Source organism: Haemophilus haemolyticus, from assembly GCF_003493685.1.
Taxonomy (GTDB): domain Bacteria; phylum Pseudomonadota; class Gammaproteobacteria; order Enterobacterales; family Pasteurellaceae; genus Haemophilus; species Haemophilus haemolyticus_O.
In genome coordinates, this window is record NZ_QQJW01000008.1 from 1 (window position 1) to 22,486 (window position 22,486).

The window sequence follows — 22,486 nt, forward strand, 5'->3', positions numbered from 1 at the left end:
TCAAGTGTGTAAGGGTTGTTTAAGACTAAGACGTAGATAGGTGCGGTGTGTAAGTGTAGTGATACATTGAGCTAACGCATACTAATTGCCCGAGAGGCTTAACTATACAACGCTCAAGTGTTTTTGGAAAAGAGAGTAAAAGAAATTAACTAAACGTTCAGCTTGTGGCCAATGAAGAACATAGATAGAAGTTAGAATAAAAGTTATCAACGAATTATCCTGGCGGCGATAGTGCGGTGGAACCACCTGAACCATACCGAACTCAGAAGTGAAACGCTGTAATGCCGATGGTAGTGTGGGGCATCCCCATGTGAGAGTAGGGCACCGCCAGGTTACCAAATATATATCTAAATTAAATAAAAACAGAAGAACCCCGTGTCGAAAGATATGGGGTTCTTGTCTTTAGAATGTTAACCAACAACTATTATCTATAGAATATTAATTCGAATATTTCGTATTTTAAGGTATTATATCTATCATCTAATTTTCTATTTTGTATGAATATTTTTAATGAAACCAACCTTTCTAGAATTTAGACATCTTAAAACTTTATTAGCCTTAAAAGAGACAGGGAGCGTTTCTTTGGCAGCAAAACGAGTATATCTAACGCAATCTGCTCTTTCTCACCAAATTAAATTAATAGAAGAACAGTTCGGTTTACCTTTGTTTGAGCGTAAAAGTAATCCACTTCGTTTTACTTCGGCAGGAGAGCGTTTAATTCGTCTTGCTAATGAGGTAATGCCAAAAGTTGTTGATGCTGAACGCGATCTTGCTCGGGTTAAACATGGGGATGCGGGGCAGCTTAGAATAGCTGTGGAATGTCATACTTGTTTTGATTGGTTAATGCCTGCTATGGACGAATTTCGCCGACATTGGGGGCTAGTTGAGTTGGATATTGTATCTGGTTTTCATACAGATCCTGTTGGTTTGTTGCTTTCTCACCGAGCCGATTGGGCGATAGTATCAGAAGTAGAGCATAATGATGATGTAATTTTTAAACCGCTCTTTTCTTATGAGATGGTTGGCATTTGCTCAAAAGATCACCCTTTAGCAGAAAAAGACATTTGGGATGCGGAAGATTTTTCAGATGAAACCTGGGTAACTTATCCAGTTCCTGATGATATGTTAGATCTATTGCGTAAAGTGCTTAAACCAAAAGGCATTAATCCTACTCGTCGCACAACTGAATTGACTATTGCTATGATTCAATTAGTGGCGAGTCGTCGTGGCATTGCGACTATCCCTTATTGGGCTGCGTTGCCTTATTTGGAAAAGGGTTATGTCGTAGCAAGAAAAGTCACAAAAGAGGGGTTATATAGCAATCTATATGCAGCTATTCGCAAAGAAGATGAATCCCTTTCTTATTTAGAAGATTTTTATCAAACCGTAAAAGCTCAAAGTTTTTCAACTTTACCAGGGCTATCTGTTTTAGATTTATAGAAGTAATAAATGAATTTTTCTCAACAAAATCATCCGCCTCACCCAATTAGTGCGGCGGCTAAAGCTGCTTTTCCTTACAGTGCGCCAATGATTGCAGGATTTTTATTTCTTGGTGTGGCATATGGTATTTATATGAAGGCACTAGGTTTCGGATTTTTATATCCTACTTTGATGGCTTTACTTATTTATGCCGGTTCTGTTGAGTTTATTGCTGCTGGAGCACTTATCGCACCTTTTTCTCCAATCAGTGTGTTATTAATTACCTTGATGATCAGTACTCGTCAGATTTTCTATGGCATATCAATGTTAGAAAAATATGGAATACATATTGGTCATAAACGTTGGTATTTAATTACCACCCTTGTAGATGAATCTTTTTCTCTAAATTATATGGCAAAAATTCCACCGCACTTAGATAAAGGTTGGTATATGTTTTTTGTAAGCTTATATTTGCATATTTATTGGGTGGTTGGCGCTGCAATTGGTAACTTATTTGGCTCTGTCTTACCTTTTGATTTAAAAGGTGTCGAATTCTCGATGACAGCTCTTTTCTTAGTCATTTTTGCAGAAAATTGGATAAAGGAAAAATCCCATGAAAGCTCTCTCTTAGGTTTAGGGATTGCATTAGCTTTTTTACTGACTGTAGGCAAAGAATATTTCTTAATTCCCACATTAATTGGTATCTGGTTAATTCTAACTATGCGTGGACCTAAATTAGACACAAAATTGGAGTCGCTAAAATGACACTTACAGAACAGATTATGACGATTGGAATTTGTGTGCTTACGGTGCAATTTACGCGCTTATTGCCATTTTTGGTCTTCCCAGCTAATCGTCCGATTCCACAATACATTCGCTATCTTGGGAAAGTTTTACCTCCAGCTATGTTTGGTATGCTTGTAGTTTATTGCTATAAGAATATTGATGTTTTAACTGGTTATCATGGTATCCCTGATTTTCTTGCGGGCATAGTGGTGCTAGGATTGCATTTTTGGAAAAAAAATATGTTTCTATCTATTGCTGTTGGTACGCTTTTCTATATGCTTTTAGTACAACTTGTCTTTATTTAGAATAAAATCATAACTTTCATTTCTCTATAATCCTCTTGAATCTAAAGTTACTTCATAGTTTATAATCAATCCCATTTCTAGAATAATAGAAATTGGAATTCTAGTTATTATAAAAGATAGAACCTCGTTTTATTAAATTTCTTTCTTGTTCATAGCATTACCATCAGGATTCTTAAAAGAATTTAGCCGGTGACAAAGTGCGTGTTGAGCGAGCTAATGTTATCTAATTCCCCCAAATTGGATAAGCTCCCAAAATTTAGATGTGCGTACTCGTCTCCGGCTTTTTATGCACTAATGATGGTGAAAATACCTTTATTTTTGATAAGAAAAAATAATTTCATCTTGCAATCGGTTGCTTTTTTTTCTGATCTTTTCCTTGTTTTAAAAATCTTTTATCATGGCGCCCGTTTTTATTTTTAACTGAAGAGAACAGAATTATGGAATTGAATTTAGTTGAATTATTGGGTTATATCGCAACCTTTTTTGTTGCAGTATCATTTTTGTTTAAATCTATCGTACATTTACGCATAGTGAACAGCATTGGTGCAATTTTATTTGTGATCTATAGCGTAATTATCGCTGCTTATCCAGTTGCACTATTAAATGCATTTTTAGCCGTTGTGAATGTTTATCAACTTTGGCGATTAAGACAAGAAAAAGTCTCTAAATAAAAGAAAAGCGTTGAATTAAATTTCAACGCTTTTTTTCTGGGAAAGTGCGGTAAAATTTCACCGCACTTTGTCGTTTTAATGTTCACGAGTTTTGTAAAAAACGACGTCAGGATAACGTTCTTGAGCTAAATTCAGATTTACCATTGTTGGCGCAATATAGGTTAAGTTATCACCACCATCTAAAGCTAAATTTTGCTCATTTTTGCGTTTAAATTCTTCGAATTTTTTCGCATCGGCACATTCCACCCAGCGTGCGGTGGCAACGTTCACATTTTCATAAATCGCTTCTACGTTATATTCAGTTTTTAGACGAGAAACTACCACATCAAACTGCAAAACACCCACAGCACCAACGATTAAATCGTTGTTCATTAATGGGCGAAATACCTGAACAGCACCTTCTTCTGAAAGTTGTACTAAACCTTTAAGTAATTGTTTTTGTTTGAGTGGATCTCTCAAGCGAATACGGCGGAATAGCTCAGGCGCAAAGTTTGGAATCCCCGTAAATTTCAAGGTTTCACCTTGAGTGAAGGTATCGCCAATTTGGATCGTGCCGTGATTATGTAAACCAATAATATCACCTGCATAAGCTTCTTCGGCGTGAGCACGGTCGCCAGCCATAAAGGTCAGCGCATCAGAAATCACCACATCTTTACCAATTCGAACATGTTTTAGTTTCATGCCTTTTTCATATTTGCCTGAAACGACGCGCATAAAGGCAACACGGTCGCGGTGTTTTGGATCCATATTAGCTTGAATTTTAAATACGAAACCACTGAATTTTTCTTCTGAACTTTCGACTGTTCTTGTATCAGCTTGACGAGATTGCGGTTTTGGCGCCCATTGTGTTAAACCATCAAGGAAATGATCCACCCCGAAGTTACCTAATGCTGTTCCGAAAAATACTGGGGTAAGCTCACCCTTAATAAAGGCATCGTGCTCAAATTCATTACTTGCGCCTTGCACTAATTCCAATTCATCGCGAAGTTGTTGTGCTAAATCATCGCCAACCGCGGCATCTAATTCTGGACTATTTAAACCTTTCACAATACGAACTTCTTGAATGGTTGAGCCTTGACCGGATTGATAAAGATAGGTTTCATCTTTAGCAATATGATAAACGCCTTTAAATAATTTCCCGCAACCAATCGGCCATGTAATTGGTGCACAACGAATTTTCAGAATATTTTCCACTTCATCTAACAATTCCATCGGATCGCGAATATCGCGGTCGAGTTTGTTCATGAAGGTGATGATTGGCGTGTCACGTAAGCGAGTTACTTCCATTAGTTTAATTGTACGTTCCTCAACCCCTTTTGCTGAGTCGATAACCATTAAACAGCTATCCACAGCAGTTAAAGTGCGGTAAGTATCTTCAGAGAAATCTTCGTGTCCCGGCGTATCAAGCAAATTCACTAAGCAATCGTTATAAGGAAATTGCATCACAGAAGTGGTAATAGAAATCCCACGTTGTTTTTCCATTTCCATCCAGTCAGATTTTGCATGCGCAGTCGAGCCTTTGCCTTTTACCGAGCCTGCTGTTTGAATCGCATTGCCGTATAAAAGTACTTTTTCGGTAATGGTTGTTTTACCTGCATCGGGGTGGGAAATAATCGCAAAAGTGCGACGTTTATTAACTTCTTCTAATGGATAATTCATTGTTTCTTCTTCATTCGATTAAAAATGTGGGCTATTTTCGCTGATTTTAGGTTTTTGCTCAAACGAATTTATAAATAAAGTGCGGTTGGTTTTTTAGAAAAATTGGTCTGCTTTGTACAAAGACAAATTTTCGCTTATACTACGCAAGTTTTTTACGCTAACAACATAGGAAAAATTATGGGTTTCTTAACAGGTAAACGCATTTTAGTAACTGGTCTTGCAAGCAATCGTTCTATCGCTTACGGGATCGCAAAATCAATGAAAGAACAAGGCGCAGAACTTGCTTTCACTTATTTAAACGATAAATTACAACCGCGCGTAGAAGAATTTGCCAAAGAATTTGGTTCTGATATCGTGCTTCCTTTAGATGTGGCAACTGATGAAAGCATCCAAAACTGCTTTGCTGAATTAAGCAAACGTTGGGATAAATTTGATGGTTTTGTTCATGCAATTGCATTTGCACCGGGCGATCAATTAGATGGCGATTATGTCAATGCTGCAACACGTGAAGGCTACCGTATCGCTCACGATATTAGCGCATACAGCTTCGTTGCAATGGCTCAAGCGGCACGTCCTTATTTAAATCCAAATGCTGCATTATTAACGTTATCTTACTTAGGTGCAGAACGCGCAATTCCTAACTATAACGTCATGTGTTTAGCGAAAGCGTCTCTTGAAGCTGCAACTCGCGTGATGGCAGCGGATTTAGGTAAAGAAGGTATTCGTGTAAATGCAATTTCTGCTGGTCCAATCCGCACTCTAGCGGCATCAGGCATTAAAAACTTCAAGAAAATGCTTTCTACCTTTGAGAAAACCGCTGCATTACGCCGCACTGTCACTATCGAAGATGTGGGTAACTCAGCAGCATTCTTATGCTCTGATTTAGCATCGGGTATTACTGGTGAAATCGTTCACGTAGATGCAGGTTTCAGCATCACCGCAATGGGCGAATTAGGCGAAGAATAATTTTTCTTACATTCTTTTTTAGGCAGGCTTTTCAGTCTGCCTTTTCTCTTTTTTAAAATATAACTATGTTTCAAGATAATCCTTTACTCGCACAGCTTAAACAACAAATCCACGACAGCAAAGAGCACGTTGAGGGCGTGGTAAAAAGTACAGATAAAGCCTATGGTTTTTTAGAGTGCGATAAGAAAACCTATTTCATCGCACCGCCTTCAATGAAAAAGGTGATGCACGGCGACAAAATCAAAGCCACTATTGAAAAGCAAGGCGACAAAGAACAAGCCGAGCCAGAAGCTTTAATTGAACCAATGCTGGCACGTTTCATTGCAAAAGTGCGGTTCAATAAAGACAAGAAATTACAAGTTTTGGTGGATCACCCAAGCATTAACCAACCCATTGGCGCACAACAAGCTAAATCCGTAAAAGAAGAATTACAAGAGGGCGATTGGGTGATTGCTAATTTAAAAACGCACCCATTACGCGATGATCGATTTTTCTATGCCACGATTAATCAATTTATTTGCCGAGCTGACGATGAATTTGCCCCTTGGTGGGTAACATTGGCACGTCATGACCAATCTCGTTATCCTGTGCAAGGCGCTGAAAGTTATGAAATGTTAGATCAACAAACTCGTGAAGATCTGACCGCACTTCATTTTGTGACCATCGACTCTGAAAGCACAATGGATATGGACGATGCCTTATATATCGAGCCTATTGAACAAAATGGTGAACAAACAGGTTGGAAATTAGTTGTAGCGATTGCCGATCCAACCGCTTATATCGCGTTAGATTCTCAAATTGAAAAAGATGCGAAACAGCGTTGTTTCACCAATTATTTGCCAGGCTTTAACATCCCAATGTTGCCACGCGAATTATCTGATGAATTATGTTCGTTAATCGCAAATGAAACGCGTCCAGTCCTTGTTTGTTATATCGAAACGGATCTTGAAGGCAATATCACAGCTAAACCGTATTTTGTTTCGGCTTATGTTCAATCTAAAGCGAAATTGGCTTACAATAAAGTGTCGGATTATTTAGAACAGGCAGATAACGCATGGCAGCCCGAAACATCAGAAATTGCACAACAAATTAATTGGTTACATCAATTTACTAGAGCACGCATTCAATGGCGTAAGACTCATTCTTTGTTATTTAAAGAAAAACCGGATTATTCTTTTGTGCTCACTGAAAATGGCAAAGTGGCAGAAATCAAAGCGGAATATCGTCGTATAGCCAATCAAATTGTCGAAGAATCGATGATTATTGCTAACATTTGTGCCGCACAATTCTTAGCAGAGCAGGCACAAACAGGGATTTTCAATACCCATAGCGGTTTTGATAAAAAATTCTTAGAGAATGCGCACAATTTCTTAATGGCAAATTTAGCCAATGAACAAAATCAAGCTGAACTTGCTGAGCGTTATTCGGTAGAAAATTTGGCGACATTAAACGGTTATTGCCAAATGCGCCATGATATTGAACTGATAGAAGGCGACTATTTAGAATTCCGTTTGCGTCGTTATTTAACTTTCGCCGAATTTAAATCGGAATTAGCACCGCACTTTGGTCTTGGTTTAGAAGGGTATGCGACATGGACATCACCAATTCGTAAATATTCTGATATGGTGAACCATCGTTTAATTAAAGCAGTATTGACACAAAAAGCTTGTAATAAGCCACAAGATGAGGTGCTTGCCCGTTTACAAGAGGCTCGTCGCCAAAATCGCTTAGTTGAGCGTGATATTGCAGATTGGTTATATTGCCGTTATCTTGTCGATAAAGTTGAATCAAATGCCGAATTTGAGGCGGAAGTGCAAGATGTGATGCGTGGTGGATTACGCGTGCAATTATTAGAAAATGGGGCATCCATGTTCGTACCAGCTTCTACATTGCATCCGAATAAAGATGAAATGCAAGTGAATGCTGATGAATTAGCACTGTATATTCAAGGGGAACGCCGTTACAAAATTGGGGATTTAGTGAAAGTAAAACTCACCGAGGTTCGAGAAGAAACTCGCAGTATTATTGGTCAATTAATCATTTAATGACCACTTTCCTTTTAACACTATAAATACCGCTCGTTACACAACGGGCGGTATTTTTTATAGCGCCGAAGTTGTGACAATATTTTGTACGTTGATAGTATCAAATAAAAGGATTCTTGGGATAGATTAAAGATGAGCAATATCGATATAAGGTATTAATATGATATCCCCACTTTAAAAAGCGGGGATAAAATGAATGTTTAGGCTAAATTACATTTTAGGAATTTCTACGCCCGATGAAAGCACGTCTTGAATATCAGATTTTAAGACATCTGCTTTTGGTCCATAAATCGCTTGGATACCATAGCCTTTCACGATAAAGCCCATTGCACCTGCTTGTTTCCAACTTGCTTCATCACCCACTAACTCTGGATTATGTACGGTGATACGTAAACGTGTCATACAAGCATCAACATCTGCAATATTATTACGTCCACCAAGTAAGTTGATGATTTGAATAACTTGCGCGCTAGCATCCGCAACTTTTGGCTCATTGCTAGAAGCTTCATCTGAACCTTTCGCATCATAGTTACCATTACGGCCTGCTGTCGCGAGATTAAATTTCTTAATCATAAAGTTCGCGATAAAGAACATAGCCACTGCAAAGAGGATAGATACCCAAATAAAGTTGATCACATCCATACCGATACCGGCTTTAATCGCCATTGGTGTACGGGTTAAGAACTCAATGTTACCGAATGAATGCACACGTAAGTCAACAATATCTGCCATGGCGAAAGCACAACCTTGTACTAACGCATAAACAATATAAAGCGGTAAGGCGACAAACATAAACATGTATTCAATTGGTTCAGTCACACCAGTTAAGAACACCGCAAGTGCTGATGAAAGGAAAATACCTTTATAGAGTTTTTTCTTATCTTCATCCACATTGATATACATTGCGAGAGTCAAACCCATTAAGATACCGGTTGAACCAATCATTTGTCCTACTTTGAAGCGAGCAGGTGTCACAGTTGAAAGAAGTTCGTTATATTGCGTTAAATTACCTGCATCTTTAAGGTTAATTAAGTCAGAAATCCATGCAAGCCATAGTGGGTCTTGACCAAATACTTGTTTACCTTGTTGTACACCTGTTAAGAATTCATAAGTACCACCTAATGAAGTGTAGTTCATTGGGATAGTTAACATATGGTGTAAACCAAATGGAAGTAATAGACGCTCTAAGGTACCATAAATAAATGGTGCTAAAATTGGCGCTGAGTTTTGTGAGTTAGCAATCCATTGACCGAAATGATTAATTCCTGTCTGAACTAAAGGCCAGAATAATGATAGGAAGATCGCTACTAATACAGAACGATAAATAACAACGAAAGGAACGAAGCGTTTACCATTAAAGAACGTTAGTACTTCAGGTAATTTACGGAAATTGTAGTAACGGTTAAAAGTTGTTGCACCCACAAAACCAGCGATAATACCAACGAACACCCCCATATTTAACGCAGGTTGCCCAAGCACATTCACAAAGTAATTTGCCACAGGAATTTCACCGGCCAATACTGTACTTACATGTGCATTTGGATCCGCTAGCATTTCAAGTTTCACACCGAAAAAGTTACCGGTAATTAAGTTAATTAAAATGAAAGCCAGGCCTGCTGCAAATGCCCCACCCGCACGCTCATTTGCCCAGCTACCACCAATCGCTAAAGCAAATAATAAATGAAGGTTACCAATAATCCCCCAACCAATTTGGGCGATAATGTTTCCGACAAGCGCTAGCCATTTCGCATCGCTAATCAAAGGCAGTGAGTTACCAATACTCACCATTAAACCCGCTGCTGGCATCACAGCAATCACAACCATTAGGCACTTACCGAATTTTTGCCAAAATTCAAAACTGAGCATTTTTTTCATATTGATTCTCCTACAAGATGAGAGCTACTTCTACGCCAAAATGGTCGGAAACAATCGGTTTATTTTTACCATTAAAAATAACCTGACTGGATAAAACCCGTTTTGCTTGGTTTAAAAAAATATAATCTAATCGCTTTTCTTCACTATGGCCTTTCCAACCGTCAATCGCTTTCTCCACAGTGATACCGCTATCCTTTTGCTCTGCCATTTCAAATGTATCGAATAAGCCTAAGGATTTAATCTGCTGGTAAGCTTGCTGATCGCTTATTGCATCGGTATTGAAATCCCCCATCAGGATTTTAAGATTCGCACTTTGACTTCGCTCTACAATATAACGAATATTATCAAGTTGGTTTTCACCATCACAATTTGGCAAATTGATATGGCAAGAATAACATTCAATTAACTGGCCTTGATATTCTACCGTCAAGCCAATGATTTTACGCGAGAGAATCGAGTCAAGATGTTGATGTTGGCTACAATAAAACGCATCAACATCATAAACGGGCAAGCGCGTTAAAAACGCAATGCCCTCATCATATTTATCGTAACCAATATGCGAATTGCTCCAAAAAAGCGAGTATTTCTGTGCAACGCGTTGATTGATTTTATTTAACAGAATGACACCATAGTTATCTTGCTTTAACGTTGGCGAAATAGTAGGAGACGACATCAATTGATTAACCTCTTGTAAGGCAATGATGTCATAACCCTTTGCCACAATAGTCTCAGCAAGAATCTCTATTTTTTCCGCTTGGTTAGCTTCTAACCAAGCGTGTACATTCAGGGTAAGTAGTTTCATTGCCTCCCCCCTTAGCCCTCACAATGCCAAATGTCTGCATTATATTGAGCGATAGTACGGTCAGATGAGAAGAAGCCCGCTTTTGCGATATTGTGCACCACTTTCTCATTCCAACTATCTTGATCTTCATAATCAGCTAAGATTTGTTCTTTCGTTTCGACATAAGCATTAAAGTCAATTAACGTCATAAACCAGTCTTTATTCAATAATTCGTTATACAGACGTTCTAAACGTGTTTTATTGCCTAATTTCACTACGGCAGGATTCAGAATAAAATCGACCGCTCTTTTAATCTCTTTGTCGTTTTCATAATACGCTTTTGAAATATAACCTGCTGTTTCATAAAGTTTAATAATGCTTTCTGAATCTTTACCGAATGTATAGATATTTTCAGCACCGGCTAATTCTGCAATTTCAACATTAGCACCGTCCATTGTGCCTAAGGTTAACGCGCCATTCAGCATAAATTTCATATTACCAGTACCGGAAGCTTCTTTAGAGGCAAGTGAAATTTGTTCTGAAATATCAGTTGCAGGAATCAGTTTTTCCGCCACGCTCACATTATAGTTTTCCACTAAATGCACGTTTAAATACTTATTCACTTTAGGATCATTATTGATTAACTCAGATAAGCAAAGAATTAAATGAATAATATCCTGTGCAATCACATAAGCAGGTGCCGCTTTTCCGCCGAAAATCACCGTAATTTTACGTTTTGGTAATTTACCTGCTTTAATTTCTAAGTATTTATGAATCACGTAAAGCGCATTCATTTGTTGGCGTTTATATTCATGGAAACGCTTAATTTGCGTATCAATGATTGAATTTTCATCTAAATCAATGCCTTTATTTTCTTTAAGGTACGCTTTTAATGCCAATTTGTTTTCAAACTTAATTTTCGCTAATTGTTGGTGAACCTTTTTATCATCTTTAAAGGCTAATAATTTTTCTAATTTCGTTGCGTCATACAAATACTCATCACCAATCAATTCTTTAATGTAAGTCGCTAATGCTTGGTTAGAAAACTCTAACCAACGACGGAAGGTAATGCCGTTTGTCTTATTATTGAATTTTTCAGGATATAACGCATAGAACGCTTTAAGCTCTGATTTTTTCAAAATCTCTGTATGTAATGCCGCCACACCATTCACAGAATTTGAAAAGTGGATGTCCATATGCGCCATATGCACACGTTTTTGTTTATCAATAATTTGTACGGCAGGATCTTTATACTCGGCACGCACTAATTTATCTAATTTTTTAATGATCACTACTAAATGCGGCACCACTTCATCTAGATAATCTAACGGCCATTTTTCTAGCGCTTCAGCCAAAATCGTATGGTTGGTATAGCCCACCATATTACGTACAATTTCAACCGCTTCTGCAAATTTAATCTGATGTTTTTCCGTTAATAAGCGAATTAATTCAGGAATCACCATTGAAGGGTGAGTATCATTGATCTGAACATACGCATAATCGGCTAAATCATGTAAATTGCTGCCACGAGCAATCGCTTCATCAATCAATAACTGTGCCGCATTTGATACCATAAAGTATTGTTGATAAATACGCAGTAATTCTCCATTTTTATCTGAATCATCTGGATAAAGGAATAATGTTAGATTTTCTTCAATCGCAGTTTTATCAAACTCGATACCTTTTTTAATCAGTTTAGGATTCACTGATTTAATATCAAATAAATTGAGATAGTTTTTCGTTTCCTTCTTATAACCTAAAATATCAATGCGATCTAGTTTAGAGGTTAATGTAAATTTCTTAAATGGAACTTCATAGCTAATATCTGTTGGAATTAACCAAGAGTTGTCCTCAATCCAATCATTAGGTTCTGTATGTTGTTCATTCTTTTTGAAGACTTGTTTGAACAAACCATAATGATAATTTAAACCTACCCCTTCAGCATTTAAACCAAGGGTAGACATTGAATCAATAAAACAAGAAGCCAAACGCCCTAAACCACCATTTCCTAAAGACGGTTCAGGCTCAATATCTTCAATATGGCTTAATGATTTACCCGCACTTTCTAATTCTCCTTTAATATCTTGATACACACCTAGGTTAATCAAGTTATTAGAAAGTAATTTACCGATTAAAAACTCTGCTGAGATATAGTAAACCTTACGTTTACCCGTGTTTTTAGGTTTATCTGCAGAAAGTGCTTTTACGTAATTTAATAATTGAATATAAGTTTCTTTATCACTTAATTGCTCAAGCGATTTATTGGTTTCGTTTTTTACAAATGTACTAAATTTAATCATTGGGTTTTCCTGATTAGCACGTTGATATAACGTGGTCATTTTTGCTAAAAAGTCTTTTTTATCTTGTGTTAAATCTGATTGCTGCATTCTCCATTGCCAGTTTCTACCAATTGTTGAAGGAACATTCATTCTTGAACTAGCAGGCAAATCTAAAACATCTTGCATTGTGGCAATCGCTGTATTGCTGACCGTTGCAAAGAGCTGACGAATCATTGCTTGGCAAATCGACTCATCATTATGACGGTGCGTATAATCATTGATATATTGTTGCTGTTGGGCGGTAAGACCGTTATACCAACCATTGGTCACATCATTATCATGCGTGCCTGTATAAGCAATAGAATGCGGTATGCAATAATGCGGGCTATCTAAGCTTTTTCCACTGACATCTTCAAAGCCAAATTGCAAAATCTTCATGCCTGGATAATTACAATCTGTAAGTAGCTTTCTGGCTTTTTCATCAATATTACCTAAATCTTCAGCAATAATTGGTAAATCACCTAGTTGTTCTTTAACCACTTTGAATAAGTCATAACCCGGACCAGGCTGCCAACTACCGTATTTAGCAATATCAGCTTTTCCATCTACTTGCCAATAATCGGAGAAACCTTTGAAATGATCGATACGAAGTACATCATAAATCTTGAAGCTTTCTTCAATACGGTGAATCCACCAAGTATAGCCTTGTTTTTTATGCTCTTCCCAATCGTAAAGCGGGTTGCCCCAAAGCTGCCCCGTTGCACTGAATTGATCGGCTGGAACCCCCGCAACAAAAAGCGGATTACGTTCTTTATCTAATTGGAAGAGTTCTGGTTTTGTCCAAACTTCTACGCTATCTGCCGCCACATAAATCGGCATATCACCGATGATCTTAATGCCCCTTTGATTCGCGTAATCTTTTAACTCACTCCATTGTTTGAAGAAGAAATATTGCGTTACTTTAAAGTACTGAATTTGATCCGCTAACATAGTGCGATATTTTTCTAATGTTTTTGGATCACGCGCTACCGCTTTTTTATCATCCCATTTTTGCAATGCTTGATTGCCAAAATGCTCTTTAATTGCCATAAACTCAGCAAAATCGTCTAGCCACAAGCGGTTGTTTTTCTCAAAATTCTTGAAATCTGCTTGGAATGCTTGATTCGCTAAAAAATTTTTCACGGCTGTTTCTAAAATCGGGCGGCGCGCATAGAAGACGCGTTCATAATCCACGTTAGTTGGATCATCACCAAAATTGACCGATGCATAATCCGCTTCTTTCAACAAGCCCATTTGGGTTAATAAGTCAAAATCAATAAGGTGAGTATTGCCTGCAATCGCAGAGAAAGATTGATAAGGAGAATCACCATAACTGGTAGTGGTAAGTGGAAGAATTTGCCAATAAGTTTGTTTGGTTTCAACTAAAAAATCGACAAACTCATAAGCTGATTGCCCAAAACTACCAATACCGAATGCATTTGGTAGCGAGGTAATGTGCATGAGAACACCACTTGAACGAGTAAGCATAATATTTCCTCTAGGAAGTCATGATTTTGGCTCATTCTAACCTAAACATATTTTAACGCAATAGCTTTTACGTAAAAGTTTAAAACATTTTCGTAAAAGATTGACATTAATCACATTTTATACGTATAACATTTTGAATTTTATGATATGCTATACCTATACCTATACCTATACCTATACCTATACCTATACCTATACCTATACCTATACCTATACCTATACCTATACCTATACCTATACCTATACCTATACCTATGGAACGAATGGTAGATAAAAGGATTAAAAATGAGCAAGTACAAGAAGGTTTATAACGATATAAAAACCCAAATTAACAGTGGTAATCTAGCGCCATTGCAAGAACTTCCGAGTGAAAATGAACTCATGCAAAGCTACGGTTTTTCCAAAGATACTATTCGAAAAGCGCTTTCTCTACTTGAAATTGATGGCTATATTCAAAAACAACAAGGCCGAAATTCGATTGTTTTAGAGCATGACTTATCTAAGCCACAAATGCTTTCTGAAATTAAAACCGTTAGCGAATTAAACAGTGCCTCAACACACCAAGTAAAAACGACATTAACCAGCTTGTATATTGTGCAAGGCGAAGAAGAATTGATGGATATCTTTAATGTCAATGATCAGATCGATTTCTACCGCATTGCTCGTCTCCGTGAAATTGATGGTGAAGCGGTTGAGCATGAAGTATCTTATTTTGATCGCCGCATCGTGCCTTTTATTAGCCGAGAAATCGCTGAGCACTCTATTTATCACTACTTGGAAAACGAATTAAAATTAAAAATTAGCCACTCACAACGAAAAATTGTCTTTCGCTATGCAAACGAAGAAGAAAAAAACGCGATAAATCTAGGTGAGTATGACATGGTTGTGAATGTGACGAGTACCACTTATTTGGCTGATGGGAGACCATTTCAATATGGGAGTATTAGTTATCGACCAGATAAGATTGCATTTACATCAACAGCAAAACGGCATGTCTAGTTTTTGTAAATGATAAATTGTGATTAAAAAATTCATAAAAAAGTGCGGTCATTTTGATCTGCACCCCAAAAGTTGGACTAACCAAACCAACAATTGAGGTGCAGATTTTTTATGGGTAAACACTACACAATCGAATTTAAATTACAGGCTCTCCAACCTATTTTGAATGGGAAAATGAGTATTAGAGAAGCTGCGCGTTTTTACAATATTCCTTCCAACGCCTTAGTCGGGACATGGTTGAAACGGTTTGAAAAAGTGGCATAAAAGGACTGATTCCCCATAAACCATCAGGACGACCGCCGATGAAACCCAAATATGCAAAAATGCCACCGCCACCTAAAACTGAAGAAGAGCGTTTACGTTTGAGAATTTTACAGCTTGAAGCGGAGGTAGCCTACCTAAAGGAGTTGAGAAGGCTCAGACTTCAGGACGAAGCCGAGCAACAGAAATTATCCAAAGGTTAAGAACACGCTATCCGTTAAAATGGCTTTTAGGCTTTGCACAGTTAGCGCGTAGTACGTTTTTTGCTAAACTTCAGATTAAACCGGATAAGGATGAGTTGTTGAAAAAGATCATTCAACGCATCAAAGCCAATCATCCTGATTATGGTTATCGACGTGTTCATGCCTGCTTGCCAGGCGTGAATCATAAAAAAGTCCAACGCTTAATGCAGACACTTGGGCTTCAAATGCGGTCAAGAAAAAGCAAGAAATTTACCACCTATCGAGGCACGATAGGGGTGATAGCACCGAATCATCTTGAACACGATTTTAGTGCAACGGCCCCGAAACAAAAATGGGTAACTGATATCACCGAGTTTAAAGCGAAAGATGGGAGTAAAGTCTATTTATCCCCTATTTTAGACTTATTTAACAATGAGATAGTCTCCTATAATCTCAGCTATTCCCCAAACTGGGCACAAGTAGAGGACATGTTAATACAAGCCGTCAAAGGATTAAATAAAGCTTGTGGTGTCATTTTACATTCAGATCAAGGCTGGCAATATCAAATGGTAGCTTATCGTCGAATCTTGGCTGAACATGGCATCATTCAAAGTATGTCGAGAAAAGGGAATTGCTTGGACAACACCGCAATGGAAAGTTTCTTTGGACGATTAAAAACGGAATGTTTTTATGGTCGGGAATTTAACAGTAGAGAGGAGATAGTTGATGCCGTCAGGGATTATTTGGATTACTATAACCACCGACGGATTCAACTAAAATTAAAAGGACTGAGTCCGATACAATATCGAAAACAATCCTTTAAATGACAGTCTAACTTTTTGGGGTCAGATCAACTTACGGAAGTGAAAGAGGTAACTCGCAGTATTGTCGGCGAAATCGTTCAATAACATTCTTCTTTAAACCGATTTTCAGTGATTGAAAATCGGTTTTTCTTTTTAAAAACTTTCTTAGTTTACACCGCACTTTTTATCCAAAAGTTATGAAGTGTAATTAAGCATAAAGCATACCAAATTATTCAGTTTGCAATGCTTTTTTTGTTCTGAAAAATTGATGTATGTCAATTTTAATGGTACAAGCACTTATAATTATCTTGAGTTAGGCAACCGTTTACTCTATGCTCTTGACAATTTATTTCAACCTTAGGAGTATCCAATGATTCAAGTAATCGTTGCAGCTCACGGCAAGCTTGCTGCTGAGTTGGTCAATTCTTCTGAAATGGTGTTCGGTGAGGTGGAAGGACTCCACGGTGTAACATTCGTTCCAGGAGAAGGGCAAGACACCTTGGTGGAAAAGTATGAGGCTATTATTGCTGAATGCTCGCCATCAGATAGCGTGTTATTTTTGGTAGATTTATTTGGTGGAAGTCCGTATAACGCGGCAGCCCGAGTAGCGGCAAAACGTCCTCAAGATGATATTATCACTGGCGTAAGTTTACCAATGTTATTGGAAGTATTAGATGCCAAGGATGATGCAAAATCAGCGGAAGCACTTGCTGATGTCGCCAAGGAAGTTGGCGTAATGGCAGTGAAAAGTTATCGGAAACCAGATGACATTGCCTCTTTCGCTCAACCTGAAACTCCAAAAGAGGAAGCAAAAGAAGAACAAGAAAGCGAAGAAGATAATACTCAATACGATCCTAATGGACGTATGAGTGTCAACTTACTGCGTATTGATGATCGTTTAATTCATGGTCAAGTCGCTACTTCTTGGGCAAAAGCAGTGAAATGCGAAGCCATTTTTGCTATTAGTGATGAAGTGGCAAATGATGAATTGCGTAAGGAATTACTTCTTCAAATTGCTCCTCCACACTTGAAAGCCTATGTCATTCCTGTGGATAAAGCCATTAAGGTTTACAACAATCCAAAATATGCGAGTCGTAATATTTTAATGCTTGTGACCAAGCCTGAAGATGCTGTGCGTTTAATCGAAGGTGGTTTGCGTATTGATACCATTAACGTGGGCGGAATGACGCATAAAGAAGGCAATAAACAGCTTTCTGATGCAGTCACAGTGAATCCATCTAATGTCGCTGCATTCAAAAAATTACTTGATATGGGCGTGAAACTTTCCCTTCAAAAAGTGGCAGCGAATAAGCCTGTTGAACTTACTCGCGAAAAACTTGATTCAATTAAATTCTAGGAGCGCATTTTATGTCAACAATGGAACTCATTTTAGTCGTGCTTGTCGCGGCAATTTGCGGTATGGGGAGCGTATTAGATGAACGTCAAACCCATCGCCCACTTTTTGCTTGTACGATGATTGGCTTGGTATTAGGCGATCTTGAAACCGGTATTATCCTTGGCGGTACATTAGAAATGATCGCGCTAGGTTGGATGAACGTTGGGGCTGCTATGGCGCCAGATGCGGCACTTGCTAGTGTGATCTCCGCGATTCTTGTTATTAAAGGCGGTCAATCTGTGGGGACGGCGATTGCTATCGCGGTGCCAGTTGCAGCAGCAGGTCAAGTACTTACTATTTTCGTACGTACACTAACAATCTTCTTACAACATAAAGCGGATAAATTTGCCGAACAAGCTAATTTCCGTGGGATTGAACTTTGCCATTTTGCAGGGCTTTCTTTACAAGCGTTGCGTGTTGCAATTCCAGCATTAGCAGTTGGTTTAGTTGCAGGTACGGATGCCGTAACGAGCGCATTAGATGCAATTCCTGAAGTAATTACTCGTGGTTTACAAATTGCGGGTGGATTTATCGTCGTAGTGGGGTATGCAATGGTGATTAATATGATGCGCGCAGGTGCATTAATGCCATTCTTCTTCCTTGGTTTTGTTATTGCTTCCTTTACTAATTACAACTTAGTTGGATTGGGTATTCTTGGTACTTGTTTAGCCATGCTTTATATCCAATTAAACCCGCGTTTTAACCAAGTCGCGATGCCAGTGGCAAGTAAAAGAAAACTTGCTGATAACGAATTAGAAGGTCTATAAGGAGCGTATCATGTCAGAACAAAAAGTAACTCTTACCAAGGGTGATATTTTAAGTACTTATTTCCGTTCAACGTTCCTTTTAGGTTCATTTAACTTTGAACGTATGCAATCAATGGGATTTTGTGTTTCGATGATCCCAACAATCAAACGCCTATATAGCAAAAAAGAAGATCAAGCTGCAGCACTTAAACGCCATCTTGAATTTTTTAATACTCAACCTTGGGTTGGGTCAGCAATTATGGGTGTGACTGCCGCAATGGAACAAGAGCGTGCGAATGGCGCAAAAGATGTGGATGATGCGGCAATTAGCGGTGTAAAAGTCGGACTTATGGGGCCATTAGCTGGTGTAGGCGATCCTATTTTCTGGGGAACTTTACGCCCAGTTTTAGCCGCACTGGGTGCTGGAATTGCCTTAACAGGTAGCATTTTAGGTCCATTATTGTTTTTTATCTTAATCAATGTGATCCGTGCTGTGACTCGTTGGTATGGTTTCAAATATGGTTATGAAAAAGGCACAGAAATCGTCTCTGATATGGGGGGGGGACGTTTGCAAAAAATCACTCAAGGGGCTTCTATTCTTGGTCTCTTTGTCATGGGCTCACTTGTTTCCAAATGGACAAGTATTAATGTCCCATTAGAACTTACACGCTATAAAAACCAATTAGGTGAAGAAGTTGTAGTCACCTTGCAAGGCGTATTAAATGACCTACTTCCAGGTTTATTAGCCTTATTACTGACTTTCTTATGTATGTATTTATTACGTAAAAAAGTGAATGCAATGGTTATTATCTTTGGTTTATTTGGTGTAGGGATTTTAGGTTACTGGGCCGGTATTCTTGCATAATCCTTGCGAAAGTTAATAATAAGGGCGATGATAACGCCCTTATTTTTTATGGTGAATTTGAATGAAATTATCTGAACTTATCCAAGCACCACCCAGTGAAACTTATATAAAAAATAGCTCTCGACTTGTTTCAGGTTTATTTGTTATAGGTGGGGTGCTTTATTATCCAACAAATGGCTATGGCACTGTCATTGCATTGACATTAGCACTAATTGTTTTAGTTGGGCAAAAGATGTTGCTTACCCAAGCAAATAAGGATTTTGCTGATATGTATCAAGCACAGGCTTTATTTGAAAAAACGCAAAACTATGATTATTTACGTTTTATTATGGCGCGTTCAGAGCAGATGCTAAAGGATAATAAAGTGCTTTCTGACAAAGCGAAAAATGAAATCCATAAGCTACAAGCATTTTCTCAAGGTGAATTAGAAAAGATGGGTGAATAAAAAATGGCTACATGAAGTAGCCATTTTTATAAGCGGAAAAGTACGGTCAGTTTTCACCGGCACTTTTATCTTATTTCTTGCCTAATTGTGGCAATACTGAATCTTTAATTGCGCTTAATAAACCTGTTTGAGCATAGATGCCAAGTTTACCTCGGGTATCAGATACATCTAAATTGCGCATTGTTAATTGACCGATACGATCAATTGGATCAAATGGTGCATCTTCCACTTTTTCCATACTTAAACGCTCTGCTTCGTAGGTTAAGTTTGGTGATTCGGTATTTAAGATAGTGAAGTCGTTACCACGACGAAGCTCAAGCGTTACCGTACCCGTAATTGCTTTTGCCACCCAACGTTGTGCTGTTTCACGCAGCATTAATGCTTGCGGATCAAACCAACGACCTTGATATAACAAACGGCCTAAACGGATACCATTAATACGATATTGTTCGATGGTATCTTCATTGTGAATACCGGTTACTAAGCGTTCGTAAGCTATATGCAATAATGCCATCCCTGGTGCTTCATAAATACCACGAGATTTTGCTTCAATTATACGGTTTTCGATTTGGTCTGACATCCCTAAACCATGACGACCACCAATACGATTTGCTTCTAGAATAATATCAACTGCATTATCAAAACGTTTACCATTTAATGCGACAGGGACACCTTCTTCAAAAGTAACGGTGACTGTTTCTGGTTTAATTTCTACCTTCTCATCCCAAAATGCTACACCCATAATTGGTTTAACAATTTTCATGCCTGTGCTTAATTGCTCTAAGTCTTTTGCCTCATGGGTTGCACCCAGCATATTGGAATCGGTCGAGTAGGCTTTTTCAACGGACATTTTGTAGTCAAAACCATGTTCGATAAGGAATTGAGACATTTCAAAGCGGCCACCAAGTTCTTCAATAAATTGAGCATCTAACCAAGGTTTATAGATTTTTAAATTCGGGTTTGTTAATAAACCATAACGATAGAAACGTTCGATGTCATTCCCTTTGAATGTAGATCCATCTCCCCAAATATTCACATCGTCTTCTTTCATTGCCGCAACGAGCATTGTGCCAGTTACGGCGCGACCAAGTGGTGTTGTATTGAAGTAAGGAATTCCGCCTGTAGAAATATGGAATGCACCGCATTGAATTGCAGCAATTCCTTCGTGAGCAAGCTGAGAGCGACAATCAATTAAGCGAGCATTTTCTGCACCATACGCCATTGCTTTTTTAGGGATTGCGCTGTAATCATCTTCATCAGGTTGACCTAAATTAGCGGTGTATGCATAAGGCACAGCGCCTTTTTGACGCATCCAAAGTAATGCCGCACTGGTGTCTAATCCGCCAGAGAACGCGATACCGACTTTTTGCCCTTCAGGTAAATGTTGTAGAATTGTATTTGACATATCTTTTCCTTATTTATAATTCAGACTGAATAATTAATCATTTTATTTGAATAAAAAGTCATTTAAATATAACTGCAGTTTTTATGTTTGTCTAGCCTTTTATGTATTAAGACTAAAAATCTTTAGTTGTCATCATGCATAAAAATCCCCGCTGTAAATAGCAGGGATTTTGATCTCTATTTTGTTAATAAATCCAGAGCTTCCTGATATTTATCAACAGTTTTCTGAATAATATTTTCTGGCACTTTCGGTGCAGGCGCTTGTTTATTCCAGCCGCTATTTTCTAACCAATCGCGTACAAATTGTTTATCGAATGATGGAGGATTAATCCCTTCTTGATAAGTATCGATAGACCAAAAACGGCTAGAGTCTGGTGTTAATACTTCATCCATTAAGGTGAGCGTGCCATTTTCATCTAAACCAAATTCAAATTTTGTGTCGCAAATAATAATACCTTTAGTCAGTGCATATTCTGCAGCTGCAGTATAAAGTGCGATAGCTTTTTCTTTTACTTGTGCGGCTAAATCAGCCCCGATGAGTTTTTCACATTCTGCATAGCTGATATTTATATCGTGATTGCCAACAGCTTCTTTACTTGATGGGGTGAAAATAGGTTCTGGTAATTTACTTGCTTCAACTAAGCCTTCAGGTAATTTTAATCCGCAGATGGTTCCAGTTTGTTTGTAATCTTTTAAACCACTGCCAGTTAAATAGCCACGCACGATAGATTCAATTTTAATGGGATTCAAACGTTTACACACTACAGCGCGATCTTTGATTAAATCAGCTTCTTCTTTTGGCAACACATCATAAACACTTTCACCAGTGAAATGATTCGGCATAATATGAGCAAGTTTGTTAAACCAAAAGTTGGAAATTTGAGTCAGGATTTCTCCTTTTCGTGGAATAGGATCATCTAAAATAACATCAAACGCAGATAAGCGGTCAGAGGCAACCATTAGCATGCGTTTATCATCGATTTCATAGAGATCTCGTACTTTACCTGAATAGATTTTTTTTAGACTTAAAATGGGGAGTTGTTGTGTCATCGTTTTGCACCTGTATGAAAGT

21 protein-coding genes and 2 rRNA genes are annotated in these 22,486 nt (G+C 38.1%); 17 read left to right on the forward strand and 6 right to left on the reverse strand.

Annotated features, from left to right (window positions below):
• From DV434_RS10815 to DV434_RS07165, 6 genes are all read left to right on the forward strand, one after another.
• Positions 1-106: ribosomal RNA gene (locus DV434_RS10815) — 23S ribosomal RNA — on the forward strand; the annotation flags it as partial.
• A gap of 112 nt (positions 107-218) precedes the next feature.
• Positions 219-333, forward strand: a 5S ribosomal RNA gene (gene rrf / locus DV434_RS07145).
• A 177-nt stretch (positions 334-510) separates the two neighbouring features.
• A complete protein-coding gene (locus DV434_RS07150) occupies positions 511-1,440 on the forward strand; it encodes a LysR family transcriptional regulator (RefSeq protein WP_118785604.1) in 930 nt (309 codons plus the stop codon).
• A 9-nt stretch (positions 1,441-1,449) separates the two neighbouring features.
• Entirely contained in the window at positions 1,450-2,184 is a 735-nt protein-coding gene (gene azlC, locus DV434_RS07155; protein WP_118785605.1) for an azaleucine resistance protein AzlC, read from the forward strand.
• Positions 2,181-2,510, forward strand: a complete 330-nt coding sequence (locus DV434_RS07160; protein WP_118776082.1) for a branched-chain amino acid transporter permease — start codon at positions 2,181-2,183, stop codon at positions 2,508-2,510. Before azlC ends, DV434_RS07160 begins: the two co-directional genes overlap by 4 nt.
• Positions 2,511-2,947: 437 nt before the next feature.
• Complete coding sequence (locus DV434_RS07165) at positions 2,948-3,181, forward strand: YgjV family protein (RefSeq protein WP_005628380.1); 234 nt, start codon at positions 2,948-2,950, stop codon at positions 3,179-3,181.
• 75 nt (positions 3,182-3,256) lie between these two features.
• Here the strand turns inward: DV434_RS07165 and prfC are convergent, their stop codons facing one another.
• Positions 3,257-4,840, reverse strand: a complete 1,584-nt coding sequence (gene prfC / locus DV434_RS07170) for a peptide chain release factor 3 (protein ID WP_118785606.1) — start codon at positions 4,838-4,840, stop codon at positions 3,257-3,259.
• A 177-nt stretch (positions 4,841-5,017) separates the two neighbouring features.
• Here prfC and DV434_RS07175 point away from each other — a divergent pair, with 177 nt between their 5' ends.
• A complete protein-coding gene (locus tag DV434_RS07175; protein WP_005644958.1) occupies positions 5,018-5,806 on the forward strand; it encodes an enoyl-ACP reductase FabI in 789 nt (262 codons plus the stop codon).
• Positions 5,807-5,871: 65 nt separating this feature from the next.
• On the forward strand, positions 5,872-7,851 hold the full coding sequence (rnb, locus tag DV434_RS07180) for an exoribonuclease II (protein WP_118785607.1): 1,980 nt from the start codon (positions 5,872-5,874) through the stop codon (positions 7,849-7,851).
• Between the two features lie 210 nt (positions 7,852-8,061).
• On the opposite strand, the gene DV434_RS07185 is transcribed toward rnb, so the two are convergent.
• Genes DV434_RS07185 through malQ form a run of 3 tightly spaced genes read right to left on the reverse strand, consistent with a single transcriptional unit; the run spans position 8,062 to position 14,313 of the window.
• Positions 8,062-9,726, reverse strand: coding sequence for a PTS transporter subunit IIBC (locus tag DV434_RS07185; RefSeq protein ID WP_118785608.1), 1,665 nt, complete (start codon positions 9,724-9,726; stop codon positions 8,062-8,064).
• Between the two features lie 10 nt (positions 9,727-9,736).
• Positions 9,737-10,528, reverse strand: a complete 792-nt coding sequence (locus DV434_RS07190; protein WP_118785609.1) for an endonuclease/exonuclease/phosphatase family protein — start codon at positions 10,526-10,528, stop codon at positions 9,737-9,739.
• Positions 10,529-10,539: 11 nt separating this feature from the next.
• Positions 10,540-14,313 carry a 4-alpha-glucanotransferase gene (gene malQ, locus DV434_RS07195; protein WP_118785610.1) on the reverse strand — a complete coding sequence of 1,258 codons (3,774 nt, stop codon included), beginning with the start codon at positions 14,311-14,313 and terminating at the stop codon, positions 10,540-10,542.
• Between the two features lie 142 nt (positions 14,314-14,455).
• Here malQ and DV434_RS11075 point away from each other — a divergent pair, with 142 nt between their 5' ends.
• The 9 genes from DV434_RS11075 (at position 14,456) to DV434_RS07235 (ending at position 20,010) form a co-directional block, all read left to right on the forward strand.
• The gene (locus tag DV434_RS11075; RefSeq protein ID WP_275045296.1) at positions 14,456-14,587 is read left to right on the forward strand and encodes a hypothetical protein; all 132 of its coding nucleotides are present in this window, start codon (positions 14,456-14,458) and stop codon (positions 14,585-14,587) included.
• Between the two features lie 11 nt (positions 14,588-14,598).
• A complete protein-coding gene (locus DV434_RS07200; RefSeq protein WP_118785611.1) occupies positions 14,599-15,312 on the forward strand; it encodes a UTRA domain-containing protein in 714 nt (237 codons plus the stop codon).
• 111 nt (positions 15,313-15,423) lie between these two features.
• A complete protein-coding gene (locus tag DV434_RS07205) occupies positions 15,424-15,576 on the forward strand; it encodes a helix-turn-helix domain-containing protein (protein ID WP_118785612.1) in 153 nt (50 codons plus the stop codon).
• A 38-nt stretch (positions 15,577-15,614) separates the two neighbouring features.
• The gene (locus tag DV434_RS07210) at positions 15,615-15,776 is read left to right on the forward strand and encodes a hypothetical protein (protein WP_204628598.1); all 162 of its coding nucleotides are present in this window, start codon (positions 15,615-15,617) and stop codon (positions 15,774-15,776) included.
• Positions 15,764-16,582: an IS3 family transposase gene (locus DV434_RS07215; RefSeq protein WP_239994347.1), complete on the forward strand. Its 819-nt coding sequence runs from the start codon at positions 15,764-15,766 to the stop codon at positions 16,580-16,582. Before DV434_RS07210 ends, DV434_RS07215 begins: the two co-directional genes overlap by 13 nt.
• 346 nt (positions 16,583-16,928) lie before the next feature.
• Positions 16,929-17,915, forward strand: coding sequence for a mannose/fructose/sorbose PTS transporter subunit IIA (locus DV434_RS07220; protein ID WP_118785614.1), 987 nt, complete (start codon positions 16,929-16,931; stop codon positions 17,913-17,915).
• An 11-nt stretch (positions 17,916-17,926) separates the two neighbouring features.
• Positions 17,927-18,721: a PTS mannose/fructose/sorbose transporter subunit IIC gene (locus DV434_RS07225; protein ID WP_005628385.1), complete on the forward strand. Its 795-nt coding sequence runs from the start codon at positions 17,927-17,929 to the stop codon at positions 18,719-18,721.
• A gap of 10 nt (positions 18,722-18,731) precedes the next feature.
• Positions 18,732-19,565 (forward strand): PTS mannose transporter subunit IID, encoded by an 834-nt coding sequence (manZ, locus tag DV434_RS07230; protein WP_005635877.1) that lies wholly within the window; start codon positions 18,732-18,734, stop codon positions 19,563-19,565.
• Positions 19,566-19,626: 61 nt separating this feature from the next.
• Entirely contained in the window at positions 19,627-20,010 is a 384-nt protein-coding gene (locus DV434_RS07235) for a hypothetical protein (RefSeq protein ID WP_118785615.1), read from the forward strand.
• 70 nt (positions 20,011-20,080) lie between these two features.
• Here the strand turns inward: DV434_RS07235 and argG are convergent, their stop codons facing one another.
• On the reverse strand, positions 20,081-21,415 hold the full coding sequence (gene argG / locus DV434_RS07240; RefSeq protein ID WP_118785616.1) for an argininosuccinate synthase: 1,335 nt from the start codon (positions 21,413-21,415) through the stop codon (positions 20,081-20,083).
• Positions 21,416-21,591: 176 nt separating this feature from the next.
• On the reverse strand, positions 21,592-22,464 hold the full coding sequence (locus DV434_RS07245) for a phosphoribosylaminoimidazolesuccinocarboxamide synthase (protein WP_118785617.1): 873 nt from the start codon (positions 22,462-22,464) through the stop codon (positions 21,592-21,594).
• Positions 22,465-22,486 lie beyond the last annotated feature (22 nt).

Excerpts from the sequence above, each read along its gene's own strand:
- DV434_RS07235 (WP_118785615.1), top strand. The coding sequence starts at position 19,627 with ATGAAATTATCTGAACTTATCCAAGCACCACCCAGTGAAACTTATATA.
- DV434_RS07150 (WP_118785604.1), top strand. The coding sequence starts at position 511 with ATGAAACCAACCTTTCTAGAATTTAGACATCTTAAAACTTTATTAGCC.
- DV434_RS07190 (WP_118785609.1), bottom strand. The coding sequence starts at position 10,528 with ATGAAACTACTTACCCTGAATGTACACGCTTGGTTAGAAGCTAACCAA.
- rnb (WP_118785607.1), top strand. The coding sequence starts at position 5,872 with ATGTTTCAAGATAATCCTTTACTCGCACAGCTTAAACAACAAATCCAC.
- DV434_RS07220 (WP_118785614.1), top strand. The coding sequence starts at position 16,929 with ATGATTCAAGTAATCGTTGCAGCTCACGGCAAGCTTGCTGCTGAGTTG.
- DV434_RS07175 (WP_005644958.1), top strand. The coding sequence starts at position 5,018 with ATGGGTTTCTTAACAGGTAAACGCATTTTAGTAACTGGTCTTGCAAGC.
- manZ (WP_005635877.1), top strand. The coding sequence starts at position 18,732 with ATGTCAGAACAAAAAGTAACTCTTACCAAGGGTGATATTTTAAGTACT.
- DV434_RS07165 (WP_005628380.1), top strand. The coding sequence starts at position 2,948 with ATGGAATTGAATTTAGTTGAATTATTGGGTTATATCGCAACCTTTTTT.
- DV434_RS11075 (WP_275045296.1), top strand. The coding sequence starts at position 14,456 with ATGATATGCTATACCTATACCTATACCTATACCTATACCTATACCTAT.
- azlC (WP_118785605.1), top strand. The coding sequence starts at position 1,450 with ATGAATTTTTCTCAACAAAATCATCCGCCTCACCCAATTAGTGCGGCG.
- DV434_RS07245 (WP_118785617.1), bottom strand. The coding sequence starts at position 22,464 with ATGACACAACAACTCCCCATTTTAAGTCTAAAAAAAATCTATTCAGGT.
- DV434_RS07200 (WP_118785611.1), top strand. The coding sequence starts at position 14,599 with ATGAGCAAGTACAAGAAGGTTTATAACGATATAAAAACCCAAATTAAC.
- malQ (WP_118785610.1), bottom strand. The coding sequence starts at position 14,313 with ATGCTTACTCGTTCAAGTGGTGTTCTCATGCACATTACCTCGCTACCA.
- DV434_RS07205 (WP_118785612.1), top strand. The coding sequence starts at position 15,424 with ATGGGTAAACACTACACAATCGAATTTAAATTACAGGCTCTCCAACCT.
- DV434_RS07160 (WP_118776082.1), top strand. The coding sequence starts at position 2,181 with ATGACACTTACAGAACAGATTATGACGATTGGAATTTGTGTGCTTACG.
- DV434_RS07185 (WP_118785608.1), bottom strand. The coding sequence starts at position 9,726 with ATGAAAAAAATGCTCAGTTTTGAATTTTGGCAAAAATTCGGTAAGTGC.
- DV434_RS07225 (WP_005628385.1), top strand. The coding sequence starts at position 17,927 with ATGTCAACAATGGAACTCATTTTAGTCGTGCTTGTCGCGGCAATTTGC.
- DV434_RS07210 (WP_204628598.1), top strand. The coding sequence starts at position 15,615 with ATGAAACCCAAATATGCAAAAATGCCACCGCCACCTAAAACTGAAGAA.
- argG (WP_118785616.1), bottom strand. The coding sequence starts at position 21,415 with ATGTCAAATACAATTCTACAACATTTACCTGAAGGGCAAAAAGTCGGT.
- prfC (WP_118785606.1), bottom strand. The coding sequence starts at position 4,840 with ATGAATTATCCATTAGAAGAAGTTAATAAACGTCGCACTTTTGCGATT.